The sequence below is a fragment of the Arthrobacter sp. TMN-50 genome (assembly GCF_054511125.1).
Genome location: NZ_JBTNDG010000004.1, coordinates 71,888 through 86,584, shown reverse-complemented (window position 1 = coordinate 86,584; position 14,697 = coordinate 71,888). Strand labels below are relative to the sequence as shown.

The 14,697-nt window shown below is 62.6% G+C and carries 11 protein-coding genes; 6 read left to right on the top strand and 5 right to left on the bottom strand.

What is annotated here, in order from left to right:
- Positions 1–154: 154 nt before the first annotated feature.
- Positions 155–706 carry a GNAT family N-acetyltransferase gene (locus ACX80A_RS07800; RefSeq protein ID WP_459259129.1) on the bottom strand — a complete coding sequence of 184 codons (552 nt, stop codon included), beginning with the start codon at positions 704–706 and terminating at the stop codon, positions 155–157.
- Between the two features lie 315 nt (positions 707–1,021).
- Here ACX80A_RS07800 and ACX80A_RS07795 point away from each other — a divergent pair, with 315 nt between their 5' ends.
- On the top strand, positions 1,022–1,879 hold the full coding sequence (locus tag ACX80A_RS07795) for a hypothetical protein (RefSeq protein ID WP_459259128.1): 858 nt from the start codon (positions 1,022–1,024) through the stop codon (positions 1,877–1,879).
- A 175-nt stretch (positions 1,880–2,054) separates the two neighbouring features.
- Complete coding sequence (locus ACX80A_RS07790) at positions 2,055–2,387, top strand: hypothetical protein (protein ID WP_459259127.1); 333 nt, start codon at positions 2,055–2,057, stop codon at positions 2,385–2,387.
- A 391-nt stretch (positions 2,388–2,778) separates the two neighbouring features.
- Here the strand turns inward: ACX80A_RS07790 and ACX80A_RS07785 are convergent, their stop codons facing one another.
- Positions 2,779–4,887, bottom strand: coding sequence for a DNA gyrase/topoisomerase IV subunit B (locus tag ACX80A_RS07785; RefSeq protein WP_459259125.1), 2,109 nt, complete (start codon positions 4,885–4,887; stop codon positions 2,779–2,781).
- A gap of 257 nt (positions 4,888–5,144) precedes the next feature.
- On the opposite strand from ACX80A_RS07785, the gene ACX80A_RS07780 reads away from it, so the two are divergent.
- Entirely contained in the window at positions 5,145–5,369 is a 225-nt protein-coding gene (locus ACX80A_RS07780) for a DUF7455 domain-containing protein (RefSeq protein ID WP_171585309.1), read from the top strand.
- A gap of 109 nt (positions 5,370–5,478) precedes the next feature.
- Here ACX80A_RS07780 and ACX80A_RS07775 read toward each other — a convergent pair whose 3' ends face one another.
- From ACX80A_RS07775 to ACX80A_RS07765, 3 genes are all read right to left on the bottom strand, one after another.
- On the bottom strand, positions 5,479–6,729 hold the full coding sequence (locus tag ACX80A_RS07775; protein ID WP_459259124.1) for an RNA polymerase sigma factor: 1,251 nt from the start codon (positions 6,727–6,729) through the stop codon (positions 5,479–5,481).
- A gap of 286 nt (positions 6,730–7,015) precedes the next feature.
- The gene (locus ACX80A_RS07770; protein ID WP_459259123.1) at positions 7,016–8,263 is read right to left on the bottom strand and encodes a DUF4192 domain-containing protein; all 1,248 of its coding nucleotides are present in this window, start codon (positions 8,261–8,263) and stop codon (positions 7,016–7,018) included.
- 109 nt (positions 8,264–8,372) lie between these two features.
- Positions 8,373–9,410, bottom strand: coding sequence for a proteasome assembly chaperone family protein (locus ACX80A_RS07765; protein WP_459259122.1), 1,038 nt, complete (start codon positions 9,408–9,410; stop codon positions 8,373–8,375).
- A 178-nt stretch (positions 9,411–9,588) separates the two neighbouring features.
- Here ACX80A_RS07765 and ACX80A_RS07760 point away from each other — a divergent pair, with 178 nt between their 5' ends.
- The 3 genes from ACX80A_RS07760 (at position 9,589) to sucB (ending at position 14,653) form a co-directional block, all read left to right on the top strand.
- Positions 9,589–11,127, top strand: a complete 1,539-nt coding sequence (locus ACX80A_RS07760; protein ID WP_459259121.1) for a leucyl aminopeptidase — start codon at positions 9,589–9,591, stop codon at positions 11,125–11,127.
- 189 nt (positions 11,128–11,316) lie between these two features.
- Positions 11,317–12,699 carry a dihydrolipoyl dehydrogenase gene (lpdA, locus tag ACX80A_RS07755; RefSeq protein ID WP_459259120.1) on the top strand — a complete coding sequence of 461 codons (1,383 nt, stop codon included), beginning with the start codon at positions 11,317–11,319 and terminating at the stop codon, positions 12,697–12,699.
- 160 nt (positions 12,700–12,859) lie between these two features.
- Complete coding sequence (gene sucB, locus ACX80A_RS07750; protein ID WP_459259119.1) at positions 12,860–14,653, top strand: 2-oxoglutarate dehydrogenase, E2 component, dihydrolipoamide succinyltransferase; 1,794 nt, start codon at positions 12,860–12,862, stop codon at positions 14,651–14,653.
- The last annotated feature ends 44 nt before the right edge of the window (positions 14,654–14,697 follow it).

Here is a 14,697-nt window from a genome sequence, read left to right as displayed (position 1 = left end):
CCCCCGGCAACAAAAATCTCACATAGTGTGCTGTTAGCCAGGAATGGCGGTTAATCGCAGCCTCGATTGGCGGTTATGTCGTCGCGTTAGCCAATCGTTCTACGGGACACCGAGGATGATCCCTATAGCTGCGCACTCAGCTGCCGAGAAGCTGTCAAGATCGCGTTGTCGCGTAGAGCAGCATGTTGCGCCGAGTGCCGCCGATTTCCTGGTGGCTGCGGAGCAGGCCCTCCCGTTGGTACCCGGACGCTTCTGCAACGTGGATTGAGCTGTTGTTCCACGGCTCAATGTAAAGCTCGACTCGGTACAGGGCGGGGATCGTCCAAGCGAATGTGGTCAGTGCTTTCAACGCACTGCTGGCCACGCCGCGACCTCGGTGCGCAGATGAGACCGAATAGCCAGCCGTCGCGCGGCCGGTCGATAGATTCTGTAGCCAGAGTCCGATCGCGCCGATGGCAACGTCGGAATCAACATCGGCGATGGCGAAGGAAAGCCCCCTTCCTTCGGTGAGGCGACCGCGCTGTCGGCTGATCCATTCCAAAGCCTGTTGGGCCGTAGGGTGGGGCGGCAGGCTGCCGATAAGCGGGATGTACGTGTCATCCCCCAGCTCGACAGCGAGGTGCACGTCCTCGTCGGTAAACGCACGAAGGACGATTGAACCGTGGGTCGGTGGTGTGGCCGGCCACGGCGGCAGCTGCTCTTTCACTCGTCCATTGTCGCTGGCCAGCGTCCAAGGCGCGCCCTAACGTTCGCGCCCATGCAGCAAAACGAACGGGAGGTATCGTCGGCCCGTTGAAGGGTGCCCAACCGCGACAACGGTTTCTGCGAACCTATGCGGAGTCCTGGATAGGACAGCATGTCCTCCTGAATAGCCCTTCCGGGCGCGTTCCGTGGTGCGTAAGAGCATCGGCTTACGGGCACATTGCAAGACGACATTGTTCGGGTTGCCGTGCTTACTTCTGCGCCCTATTGGTACCCTGCGACTAACGTTTTGATGATTATGACGGGAGACGGTGCAATCGTGGAACCAGGCCCCAAGAACCTGTTGGAGCTCAGGTGGGCGGGAGATGCCCAGCCCTTATGGTTCCTTGATCTTGTCCAGCCGCAGATCGGCGGTGGGAAATTTGATCCAGGACACCTCTTGAAAATCGAGGCACACCCTGAAGCAACGGCACTTCGTATCAGTGGACTGGACCAGGCCGTGTTTGAGCGATTGGTCTCCAGCTACGGAAGACAGTTCGCAGCGATTGAGTTCTGGAAGTGCCCCAGAATTGAGGACCTCACCCCGCTTGAGGACCTGTCAGGGCTCCGGATGGTCTCGTTTTATTGGAATCAGCGGTCCACGCGACTATGGAACCTTTCGCGTACGCCGCATTTGACTGCGTTGCGGGTACAGGACTTCACACGGTTCCACCTGCTGGATGACCTCTCGGCCGGGCACGCACTGAAGGAACTCATCCTCGGCGACGCGGTATGGAACAAGACCACTTTCGAGACGCTGGAGCCCATGGCCTCGCTGACGGGATTACTGAGTCTAAGCTTGCTTCCGAAACGCATCGACGATAGTCGGATCCAGCCTCTTGGTGAACTTACCAACCTCGAAAATCTACGGATACCATTCAACCTGTTTACGACAGAGCAGATCGCTTGGCTCCGAGCACGGTTGCCTGAAACAGTGGAATCGGAAGCATTGAAAGCCCTTCTCCCGCTTAGGATACCCTTCGACATTGACGGCAGGCTTCGCGACGTTCTCCTGATTGGGAAGCGTAAGCCCTGGCTCAACTCCGAACAGGACGCAGCAAGAATCCACAAGCACGTTTCCAGCTTCGAACAACTGTTGGCCAGCTTTCGAAGCGATCCGAGCCTCGAGCCGAAGTGACCAATCGCGCTAAGCACGAGTACTCCATAAGCCCGCGGTCCATCCGACTCTCTGGTGTCCGTTCAAGGATCCCTTATCGGACGAGGTCAAGTCAGGGGAATAACCTGCGGCAACTATCAACGTAGACTCAAGAAGTGAAAGATTCCAACACATAGCGAATACTCGGGGTGGGGCGATGCCCAGTGAATGGGGAGTACCTGAATACATCCTCGTTTTACAATGGCCAGCTACTTCTGAGGCCGATTTTGATGCACTCGTCTCGATGGAGGATCTGCTTCAGGCCGATCTCCCGGATGCATGTGGCTTCGTAGACGGCCACGACTTCGGCGCTGGCGAGATGAACATCTTTGTCCAAACCGACCGGCCGCTAGAAGCCTTTCAGCATGCGATGACATCGCTAGGCACCGACCCACGATGGGCCGGCGTGCGGGCGGCCTACAGGCCGGCCGATGGAGAACGCTATTTGGTCGTTTGGCCGAAGGCGCTTCAAGCGTTCTCAGTGTTGTGATGCCAGGGGCCGAGGTGCCAAATGGGTCATTCGGACCAACTCAAACTCTTGCAACATGAGGACCGAACGTGCCTGCTTTTGCGTGCGACCTTCCTCTCGGCTCTAGAAATCGGCGCCCGTAAGCCGGTCCCCCACCGCAACACGCTCTTCAGACAAAGACTCCCCACATTCTCGTGATGCCGTCTGACTAGGGGATTCGCGCATACCCCGCCCGGTAAAGTGCCCGGTGAAGGTAGCCCAACCGCTACAGGGTGCCCGCTGCAGCAGGCATACGGATCGAGCGCATATAACCGACCGGAACCTCGCCGAAGTTATGTACCTTCACCGCTGCTCTCCCATGAAGGAGCACGAAAGCCCAGGTCTTTACGGGAGAAAGAGGTAACCCACCGGGTCAGGCGTCGATCCGCTCTCGGTCCAGTGACGCGGCGCCGGCAACGATGAAGTCCTTGCGGGGGGCCACATCGCTGCCCATCAGAAGGTCGAACACCCGCTCAGCGGATTCGGCTTCCTGAATCCTGACCCGCCGGAGCGTTCGGTGTCGTGGATCCATGGTCGTCTCGGCCAGTTGCTCCGCGTCCATTTCCCCCAGTCCCTTGTACCGCTGGATGGGTTCCTTGTAGCGCTTGCCCTGCTTTTCCAACTCGGCGAGCAGCCGCGTCAGTTCCTGCTCAGAGTAGGTATAAATGGTGTCGTTGGCTTTGGACCCATGGTTGACCACCTCCACCCGGTGCAGCGGCGGCACAGCGGCGTAGACCCGTCCGGCGTCCACCAGCGGGCGCATATACCTGAAGAACAAGGTGAGGAGGAGGGTGCGGATGTGGGCGCCGTCGACGTCGGCGTCGGTCATCAGGATCACCTTCCCGTAGCGGGCCGCCTCCAACTGGAAGCTGCGGCCGGAGCCGGCGCCGACCACCTGGATCAGCGCGCCGCACTCGGCGTTCGCGAGCATGTCCCCCACCGACGCCTTCTGCACGTTGAGGATCTTTCCCCGGATGGGCAGCAGGGCCTGATAGTCGGAGGAGCGGGCCAGTTTGGCGGTGCCGAGCGCACTGTCTCCCTCGACGATGAACAGTTCGGAGCGTTCGACGTCGTCAATCCGGCAGTCGGCCAGCTTGGACGGCATGGACGAGGTTTCCAGGGCATTCTTGCGGCGCTGGGTTTCCTTGTGGACCCGGGCCGAAATCCGCGACTTCATTTCGGCGACGACCTTTTCGAGGAGCAGCGCGCTCTGCGCCTTGTCCCCCCGCGCCGTTGAGTTCAGCTTGGCAAGGATTTCCTTTTCCACCACCTTGGCCACGATGGCCCGCACCGCTGAGGTGCCGAGGATTTCTTTGGTCTGGCCCTCAAACTGCGGTTCGGCGAGCCGCACCGTCAGGACCGCGGTGAGGCCAGCGAACACGTCGTCCTTCTCGATCTTGTCGCTTCCCGCTTTGAGCTTCCGGGAGTTTGCCTCGATCACCTTGCGGAAGGACTTCAGAAGGGATTGTTCGAAACCGCTCTGGTGGGTGCCGCCCTTGGGGGTGGCAATGATGTTCACGAAGCTCTTCACCGTGGTGTCGTAGCCGATCCCCCAGCGCAGGGCAATATCCACCTCGCAATCGCGTTCCACCTCGGCGATCTCGCTGTGCCCATTCTCGCCGAGTACCGGGACCGACTCCTTGAAACGGCCGGAACCGTGCAGGCGCCAGACGTCGGTGACCGCGCTGTCCGCGGCGAGGAAGGTGGTGAACTCGGAGATCCCGCCGTCGTGCTGGAAGATTTCCTCCAGCGGTCCTGCCTCGGCCGCGGTGCCGGCCAGCCGGCGTTCGTCGCGCAGGGTGATCCGCAGCCCGGGGACCAGGAAAGAGGTCTGCCGGGCACGCGCCTGGAGTTCTTCGTAGGAAAATTTGGCGTCCGGGGTGAAAATCTGCCGGTCGGCCCAATACCGGATCCGAGTTCCGGTGACCCCGCGCTTGGTGGTGCCCACCACCTCAAGCCGTGAGCTCTCCAGGAAAGGTTCGAACTTGGAGGTCGGCGAAGGGGTCTTCGCGTCAAGGAAACGGCCTGGCTCGCCGCGTCTGAAGGACATCTGGTAGGTCTTGCTGCCGCGGTCAACCTGGACGTCGAGGCGCGAGGACAGGGCGTTCACCACGCTGGCGCCGACACCATGCAGTCCGCCCGAGGCCGTGTAGGACCCGCCGCCGAACTTTCCGCCGGCGTGCAGTTTGGTGAAAACCACTTCGACGCCGCTCAGGCCCGTCTTTGGTTCGGCGTCAACGGGGATGCCGCGGCCGTCGTCGTGAATCTCCACCGACCCGTCGGGGTGAAGGATGACCTTGATACTCTGACCGTGGCCAGCGAGGGCCTCGTCCACCGAGTTGTCGATGATTTCCCACAGGCAGTGCATCAACCCGCGGGAGTCAGTCGAACCGATATACATGCCCGGGCGCTTGCGGACGGCCTCGAGGCCTTCCAACACGGAGAGGTGCCGGGCGTTGTATTCAGTGCTGGGTGGCGCCACGTTGGGTGAAACTCCTCGGCCGGTGGTACAGGTAGGTGGCGACACCGGCAACCGGGCGCCGCGCCGGAATCCTCCGGACGCATTCGTCAAGCATATTCCCCCGGTCCCGGGGTTCGGCGGAGGCGGGGCGGTGCCCAGCCAGCAAAGTGTGACGGCGTCGGGCGATGCTACGCGCTCAGCGAAAGATCACCCAGCTTGCAATAGATCGGCAACGAATAGTGGTTATATGAAGTACAGGAACCACTAAGGAGGCAATCATGACAACAGCAGTAGCAACGCGCGAAATGACCGCGCTGGACCGCTGTGACCGCTGCGGAGCCCAGGCCTATGTGCGCGCAGTTCTTCAGTCCTCCGGTGGTGAGCTGCTCTTTTGTGGCCACCACGCGCGTTCCGTCGAGTCGAACCTGAGGCCGCTAACGTCCGAGTGGCAGGATGAGACCAACCGTCTGCATGCAGCACCCGGACCGGTAAGCGAAGACTAAGGGCGTCACCCGGGCCCGAACAGCGGTCCAAAACCAGAAGGGACCCCCGCACCTGAGGTGCGGGGGTCCCTTCTGGTTGAAGCCGGCTTCCCGGCCTACGAAAAGTCCCCTAGTCCAGGTAGTCGCGCAACACCTGCGACCTGGATGGGTGGCGCAGCTTGGACATCGTCTTCGATTCGATCTGGCGGATCCGCTCGCGGGTCACGCCGTAGACCTTGCCGATTTCGTCTAACGTCTTCGGCTGCCCATCGGTGAGTCCGAAGCGCATCGCGACGACTCCCGCTTCACGTTCCGACAGCGTGTCGAGCACCGAGTGCAACTGTTCCTGCAGCAGGGTGAAGCTGACGGCGTCGGCGGGAACCACTGCCTCGGAATCCTCGATGAGGTCACCGAACTCCGAGTCGCCGTCTTCACCCAGCGGGGTATGCAGCGAAATAGGCTCGCGGCCATACTTCTGGACTTCAACAACCTTCTCTGGAGTCATATCCAGTTCGAGGGCAAGCTCCTCGGGAGTCGGCTCGCGGCCAAGGTCCTGCAGCATCTGGCGCTGAACACGGGCCAGCTTGTTGATGACCTCGACCATGTGGACCGGTATACGGATGGTCCGAGCCTGGTCAGCCATGGCGCGCGTGATTGCCTGGCGAATCCACCAGGTGGCGTAGGTGGAGAACTTGAATCCCTTGGTGTAGTCGAACTTCTCAACCGCACGGATCAGACCCAGGTTACCTTCCTGGATGAGGTCGAGGAACAGCATCCCACGACCGGTGTACCGCTTGGCCAGGGACACCACCAGGCGCAGGTTGGCTTCCAGGAGGTGGTTCTTCGCACGCTTGCCATCGTGGATGACCCATTCCAGCTCACGGCGCAACTTCGGATCCAACGGCTTCGCTGCATCCTTATCGGCTGCCAGCTTTTCTTCGGCAAACAGGCCAGCTTCGATCCGCAGGGCAAGGTCGACTTCCTGCTCCGCGTTCAGGAGCGCTACCTTACCGATCTGCTTCAGGTAGTCCTTGACCGGGTCAGCCGTCGCGCCAGCTGAGATGACCTGCTGGGCGGGGGCATCGTCGTCGTCGGCGTCTGAGTAGACAAAGCCCGATCCGGCCTTGGTCTCGGCCTCGGCTGCGGCCCGCTCAGTGGTTTCAGCTGGCTCGACGGGGTTTCCCGCGGAGTCGAGCTCGGGACTGTCATCTTCAACCTCGACGGCTGCAGCGTTCTGGGCCGCAGCGGCCTTGGCGGCCCGCGCCGAGAGCGGCTTCGCGGCAGCGGTCTTCGGTGCCGCCTTCTTGGGGGCGGCCCGGCGTTTGGTAGTCGTTGCCCCGGCTTCTGTTACATCCGGTGCAGTTGTCTTCTTGGCCGACACAGAGAACCTTTCATACGGCGTCTGTGATGTTGCCAAGGGGGCAACACCACTATGACCCTGTCAAGTCCGTGAGTGAATTCAAACGGTTAGACGGGGCTTTCCTCACTGAAGAGAAACAGTCCCGCTCTCTGCACTATTCCCACACCACCCCGCAAAGGATGGCCGGTTGACATTGCAGAACACCAGTTGACACACGAACCCGACCGGGTCTCAATTCCCATTGTCGCACGATTCACGGGCTTCTATAAATCACCCTGCCTCCCCGAATCTGCCGCGTCGCCATTGATCACGCGGCGTGCGGGGCTCCGTTACGCCAGGCCAGTTCCTTGTCTCGGGACCACTCCGCGAGCATGCCGCGGGCGACCACTTGTTCAAGCAATCCGGCAAGGGAATAGCCGGGCATTTCCTTCAGCGCCTCCTGCAGATAGACATGGGCCCGGGACCCTCTCCCCCGGGCCCACTCAATCCAGCCGAGCATGGTAAGCAGGGCGACTCGCGGTTCACCCGTGGCCACCGCCGACAGCCGACTGAACAGCTGATGGGCTGTGTCCACCCGATCCCACAGCAGGTGACCCCGGTATTGTCCGATCAGCACATCGCAGAACTCCCGCGTGTGCCGCTGGCCTGCGGTGTCACGGGAGGTGGGCACCGCATAGCCTGGATCGAGGTCGAGCAATTTCCACGCAGCCGGAGGCAGGTCTGGGGTCCCCCTGCCCGGGCGCTGCACCCCATTACCGGCTGCACCTCTCACTGCGGTTTCCTTGCCGAGCGCCGCCGACACCAGCACGGCGTCGCGCAGCGAACGGGAAATGAGTGAAGCCAGGAGGTGGGCAGCGATGTCGTGGTCGCCGAGTGGGTCCGGTCCCGTGGGGGAAGCGAGCAGAAAATCCCACAGGGCAAGGGTCGCGGCAAATTGGGGTGCAGTTGTCCAGCGACTGCCCAGTCGCTCCTGCTGATTCTCGCACCGGTGGGCAATCTCCAACGGGTCGGCCCACGGTTGAGGCGTTTCGCCTTGCACCGCAGCGCTCAGCGACTGGGCAAAACTGCTGCCGCGAAAAACCAGCTCGGTGTTCAGGGTGCTATCCGTGACACTGTCCAACGGGTGTCCAGGCCACGGGCAGCACCCCGGGTCGTCGCAAAAGTAGTCGCGCCAGAAAGCGTCGGTGACGAGCCACCCGTAGCGTAGCAGCAGACCCGACGCGTACAGGGATTTTTTCAGGCAGCGAACCAGCTCCTGCCGGGGTGGGCCGGAGTGCAGCGCCCAGGAGTCGGCTGTATAGAGGACCAGCAGGGCGCCGTCGGCCGACGTGTCCGAGGCGAGGATGGAGCAGACCCTCGCCGCGTAGTCATCCGGGCAAAGGTCATCATTGGGCAGGTCGACGCGCAGGGTTGCCCCGATCCGCTTTCCGCACATGGTCAGCAGGACCAGACTTTCCGTCGGTTGAAACCCCAAGGTATGGAGGACGTAGCTGAGAATGTCGGCGGCCGAGGTGACCTGATAGGGCTGTTCAGAAGATCTGGTTGGAGGAGTCATGCGACGAGCATGGCCGCCGCATGGCTCCTCCAACGGAAGAATCAGCGCTATGTGGGCAACTACCGCGGATCAGCCGTTGTGGAGGACAGGTCGGGACCGGAGTCGTTCTTTACCGTCCGGAGTTTCCGTCACCATCTGGCTCAGCACCATTCGCGTCGGCAATATCGACGTCGGCCACTTCCGCACCGGCGGCATCGCCAGCTTTGCGGTCCTCTTCCAGTAGCTGCACCGATTCGTCAGCGGCCTGGGGACTCGCAAGATACGCCTCCACTGCGGCGCCAATCTCGTCGGCGTCAGCCAGCTCGCTGTTGTCCTTGACCAGCAATGAGCGCCGCTCGACGGACCCAGCGCGCTCATCGAAGCGCTTCTCCAGCGTGGACACCACTCCGCTGACCTCAGCGGAGCCATCAACCTGACGAGCTATCTGCCGCTCCACGTCCCGGCCCGCCTCCCGCAACCGGTCGGTAGGCAGGACGAGGGACGCTGAGGCGCCCAGGTATTCGAGGGCGGTGACGGCTGCCGGTGGGTACTCGGCCTCTGCAAGATAGTGAGGAACATGCACCACGTAGCCGACGACGTCGTGCCCCGATTCGATCAGGCGCAACTCAAGCAGGTGGCCCACCGAGGCCTGAAGCTCGGCCGTAGGACGCCAGGTGTTCATGCCCTCGATCAGATCCGAACGGTTACCGTGCACGGTGACTCCGAGGGGCCTGGTGTGCGGCACCGGCATGGGAATCGAGTTGATCCAGGACACCAGCGGCACCTCGAGGCGGTCGATGAGACCGGCGACCGCAGTGATGAACCGCTCCCACTGCAGGTCAGGCTCAAAGCCGGCGAGCAGAAGGAACGGCACGCCCATCCCGTCATACACCCGGTGCAGTTCGAGCCGGGGTGGGTGGTAATCCGCGAGGTGATCCTCGGCGAAGGTGATCCGTGGCCGCCGGCTGCGGTAATCGATCAGCTGATCGGCGTCGAACACAGCCACCAACTCGTGGTCAAGGGCGCTGAGCATTTCCTCGATCACCTGTGACACCACATGTCCGGCATCGACAAACCCCGTAAACCCCGCAAGAAGAGGGAGCCCCCGCAGTTGCTGATCGTCGATCAGGTCAGCGTTTGCATTGAATAGAGTCTCTGGATTAAGCATCTCCCCTCCTTACAGGTTCGCGGCTTTTCAGTGGATATTTAGTCCAACGCCGGAGGGGCGCACATTCATTCCGCCCGGCGACAGGTTCCCCAACAGACTACGATCGATACTGGATCGGCGCGTCATTGAGCGCTTACCCACCAATCTGTCCAGCACATGGAAGTGAGGAACATACCCAGTGAATAAAGCCAGCGAACTCAAGCTGACAGCTGTCGCCAAGGACTCCAAGAAGACCGCCGGCGACGCCCTGGTGATCGGCGTCGGCCAGCAGTCCGGCGGGCCCGTCCTGCTCGACTCTCCCCTCTCTGCGAAGGACTCGGCGGCACTGGCCGATTCCCTGCCGCTGCTCGGAATCACCGGAAGCGCTGACGAAGTGCGCCGGCTGCCGGGCATGGAGGGCGCCACCGCCGAAATTCTCGTCCTGACCGGCGTCGGCCAGCTTCCAGCGGACGGGAACCTCACCGAAGAGGCACTGCGCCGGGCTGCAGGCGCCGCCATCCGCCAGCTCATCGGACTCGACTCGGTCACGATCGCATTGCCTGCAGCCACAGTGGCTACCGCTGCGGCGGTAGCCGAAGGCGCGGCAATGGGAGCGTATTCCTACACCGAGCACCGGTCCGCCCGCTCCACGAAAGACGGCACCCCAGCGAAGCAGCCGGTTAGCAGCGTGACCATAGTCACCCCCGCCGCGCAGGATCGTCAGCTGAAAGCTGCGTTGCACCGCGCCGCCGTCCTGGGACGGGGAGTTAACGTCACCCGGTCGCTCGTCAACCAGCCGCCGAGCCATCTTTACCCGGAATCCTTCGCGCAGGCCGCCAAGGATCTTGCCAAAGGGTTGCCGGTCAAGGTCACCGTGCTCGATGAAGCGCGCTTGGAGAAAGACGGTTACGGCGGAATCCTCGGCGTCGGCAAGGGCTCATCCCGCCCACCGCGCCTCGTCAAGGTTGAGTACTCCCCCGGCTCAGCCAGGAAAAGCCTCGCGCTCGTCGGCAAGGGAATCACCTTCGATTCCGGCGGACTATCGCTGAAGCCTGCCGCCGGAATGCAGACGATGAAGCTCGACATGGCCGGAGCCGCCGTCGTCCTGAACACGGTCCTCGCCATCGCTGAGCTGGGCCTGCCCGTCAAGGTGACCGGCTGGCTCTGCCTGGCGGAGAACATGCCGTCCGGAACCGCCCAGCGCCCCTCGGACGTCATGACCACGTATGGCGGCCGCACCGTAGAGGTGCTCAACACCGATGCTGAAGGCCGACTGGTCATGGCGGATGCCCTGGCCGCAGCCAGTGAGGACGCACCGGACGCGCTCATCGATATCGCAACGCTCACCGGCGCGCAGATGATCGCCCTCGGGCGCCGGGTCTCGGGCGTGATGGGCGACGACGACGTCGTCGCCGCAGTCAAGGGAGCCGCTGACCGTTCGGGTGAACTGTTCTGGCCGATGCCCCTTCCCGAGGAGCTGCGCCCCAGCCTCGACTCGCAGGTCGCTGACATCGCCAACATCGGCGAAAAGTTCGGCGGGATGATGACCGCAGCGGTCTTCCTCCGCGAGTTCGTCGGCGAGGTGAACGGTCGCAAGATCCCCTGGGCGCACCTCGACATCGCTGGGCCGGCGTTCAACGAGGGTGCCGCTCATGGCTATACCCCGAAGGAGGCCACCGGCGTCGGTGTCCGCACCCTGCTGGCGTACGCCGAGGATCTGGCAGCCACAGGCAAGTAAGCCTGCTGGGCAGACTCACCCCGACGAACGGGGTGAGACTGCCCACATCAGCGCATGGGTCCTCTCACACCGAGTGGATGCTGGCCGGATCTGCGGATAGGGTGAGTCCTGATCACACCAAGCATTCCGCCAAAATCATCAACCGACGGGCGCATCAGTCCGTCACAGATTACGCGAGGGAGCGTTCAAGTGGCCGATATGGCAGCTGCGCAAGAATTCGACATCCTGATCCTGGGCGGAGGCAGCGGTGGCTATGCCGCCGCACTCCGAGCCGTCCAGCTGGGATTCACTGTGGGACTCATCGAGAAGGGCAAGCTCGGTGGCACCTGCCTGCATAACGGGTGCATTCCCACCAAGGCACTGCTGCACTCGGCCGAGGTTGCTGACACTGCACGCTCCGCCGGGAAGTACGGCATCAACGCGACGTTCGAGTCAATCGACATGCCCGCGGTCAATGCGTACAAGGACGGCATCATCGCTGGCAAGTACAAGGGATTGCAGGGCCTGATCAAGTCCAAGGGCATCACCGTGATCGAGGGTGCCGGCAAACTCACCTCCACCAAAACCGTTGATGTCGATGGCACCTCGTACACGGGCAAGAACATCATTCTGGCGACCGGTTCCTACTCTCGGACCCTCCCCGGTCTGGAAATCGGCGGGAAGGTCATCACTTCCGACCACGCACTGAAAATGGACACCCTCCCCAAGAAGGCTATCGTGCTCGGCGGCGGCGTGATCGGCTGCGAATTTGCTTCGGTCTGGAAGTCCTTCGGCGTCGACGTCACCATCATTGAGGGCCTTCCCTCCCTCGTCCCCAACGAGGACGCCACCATCATCAAGGCGTTCGAGCGGGCGTTCAAGAAGCGCGGCATCAACTTCACCACCGGCACCTTTTTCGAGAAGGTCGAGCAGAACGACGACGGCGTCGTCGTCACTCTCGTCGATGGCAAGACTTTCGAAGCCGACCTGATGCTCGTCGCCGTCGGCCGCGGGCCCGTCACTGACGGACTTGGGTACGAAGAGGCCGGCATCACCATCGACCGTGGCTTCGTCATCACCGATGAGCGCCTGCACACTGGCGTCGAGAACGTCTACGCCGTTGGCGACATCGTTCCGGGCCTCCAGTTGGCCCACCGCGGGTTCCAGCAGGGCATCTTTGTCGCCGAGGAGATTGCCGGCCTGAAGCCGGTCATCGTTGAGGACGTCAACATCCCCAAGGTCACCTACAGCGAACCGGAAATCGCCTCGGTCGGTCTGACCGAAAAGGCCGCCAAGGAGAAACTGGGTGAGGACAATGTCCTGACCCAGGAATACAACCTCGCCGGCAACGGCAAGACCTCGATCCTGGGGTCGGCAGGTCTCGTCAAGCTGGTCAGCGAAAAGAACGGGCCGGTGGTCGGCGTGCACATGATCGGCACCCGGATGGGCGAGCAGATCGGTGAGGCTCAGCTGATCGTGAACTGGGAAGCGTACCCAGAAGACGTGGCTCAGCTGATCCACGCCCACCCCACCCAGAACGAGGCACTGGGCGAAGCTCACCTCGCCCTCGCTGGCAAGGCCTTGCACGGATAGTCCGGCACGCCCCGCCGCTCCCCGGAGCAGCTACACAACGTGCACTAAGCTCGCAACTAAGCGTTCCACCAGCATTACTCGCAACCTCGGCCTCACGGCGCCGGGTCTCCAGGGATCCGGCACCGCAAGGCAAGAACTAATAAGGAGAAACGGGGACACTATGTCTGAATCCGTCAACTTACCCGCCCTCGGCGAAAGCGTTACCGAAGGCACCGTCACGCGCTGGCTCAAGGCGGTCGGCGACCGCGTGGAGGTTGACGAACCCCTGCTCGAGGTGTCCACCGACAAAGTCGACACTGAGATCCCTTCGCCAATCGCCGGGGTCATTGAGGAAATCCTTGTTGCCGAGGACGAAACCGCTGAAGTCGGGGCGCCGCTCGTGCGCATCGGCGACGGGTCCGGTGGGTCGGACGATTCGGACTCCTCAGGGGACGCCGCCGAACAACCGGCGGCAGAGGCCAAAGAGCCGGCCGCTGAAGAACCCGCAGCCGAGGCTCAGCCCGAAGAGAAGGCGCCGGAGCCCGCCGCAGCGGAGTCCTCAGACGATTCAGCGGACGACTCATCCGGCGGGGAGAGCACCGAGGTGACGCTTCCAGCCTTGGGTGAAAGCGTCACCGAAGGCACCGTCACCCGGTGGTTGAAGGCGGTCGGCGATGACGTCGAGGTTGACGAGCCGCTGTTGGAGGTGTCCACCGACAAAGTGGATACCGAAATTCCTTCCCCGGTGGCCGGCAAGCTCCAGAAGATTCTGGTTGCCGAGGACGAGACCGCCGAGGTCGGCGCGGTACTCGCCATCATCGGATCCGGCAGTTCCGCTCCAGCCAAGGCTGAGGGCGGCGCCGAGCCAGTAGCCGCAGCCTCCTCCGAGGAGCGCGAAGAGCCAGTCGCCGAGCCGGCCAAGTCCGAGGAGCCACCGGCGAAGGAAGAAGCGCCTGCCCCCAAGGAGGAAGCCGGGCCAGCCGCACCGAAGGCTGAAGAAAAACCAGCAGAGCCCAAGCCTGCGCAGGACAAGCCGTCAGGTTCCGACTCTGCCTATGTCACTCCCCTGGTCCGCCGTCTGGCCAACCAGCAGGGCGTTGATCTGCAGTCCGTGAAGGGTACCGGCGTCGGCGGTCGGATCCGCAAGCAGGATGTCCTGGAAGCCGCTGAGGCAGCCAAGAAGACGGCAGCACCCGCCCCGGCAGCAGCACCGGCGCAGGCAGCACCCGCGGCCCCGACCGCCGAGGCATCAAAGCTTCGTGGAACGGTCGAGAAGGCCCCGCGCATCAGGCAGACCATTGCCCGTCGCATGCGCGAGTCGCTTGAAATCTCGGCCCAGCTAACCCAGGTCATCGAAGTGGACATGAGCAAGGTGGCGCGGCTGCGCACCTCAGCTAAAGACAACTTTCAGGCGCAGAACGGTGCCAAGCTCACTTTCCTGCCCTTCATTTCCAAGGCGGTGACCGAGGCGCTCAAGCAGCACCCCAAGCTGAACGCCTCGTTCGATGAGGAAGCCAAGGAAATCACGTACCACGACGCCGAGCACCTCGCGATCGCCGTGGACACCGAGAAGGGGCTCCTGGTTCCGGTGATCAGCGATGCGGGCAACCTCAACCTAGCTGGCCTGGCCAAGAAGATCGCCGACGTCGGGTCCCGGACCCGCAGCGGGAAGATCGGACCGGACGAGCTGTCTGGCGGCACCTTCACCATCACGAACATCGGGTCGGTTGGCGCGCTGTTCGACACCCCGATCATCAACCAGCCACAGGTAGGTATCCTTGGCACCGGGGCGATTGTGAAGCGCCCGGTCGTGGTGACCGCCAACGGGGAAGACACCATTGCGATCCGTTCGATGATGTACCTGAGTCTGAGTTACGACCACCGTCTGGTGGACGGAGCCGACGCCGGCCGCTTCCTGCAGTCGCTGAAGGCCCGTCTCGAGGGCGGCGCGTTTGAATCAGATCTTGGTCTGTAACCAGCAACACCCCGAGGTCAGTAATTAACCACAAAGGAGAATCA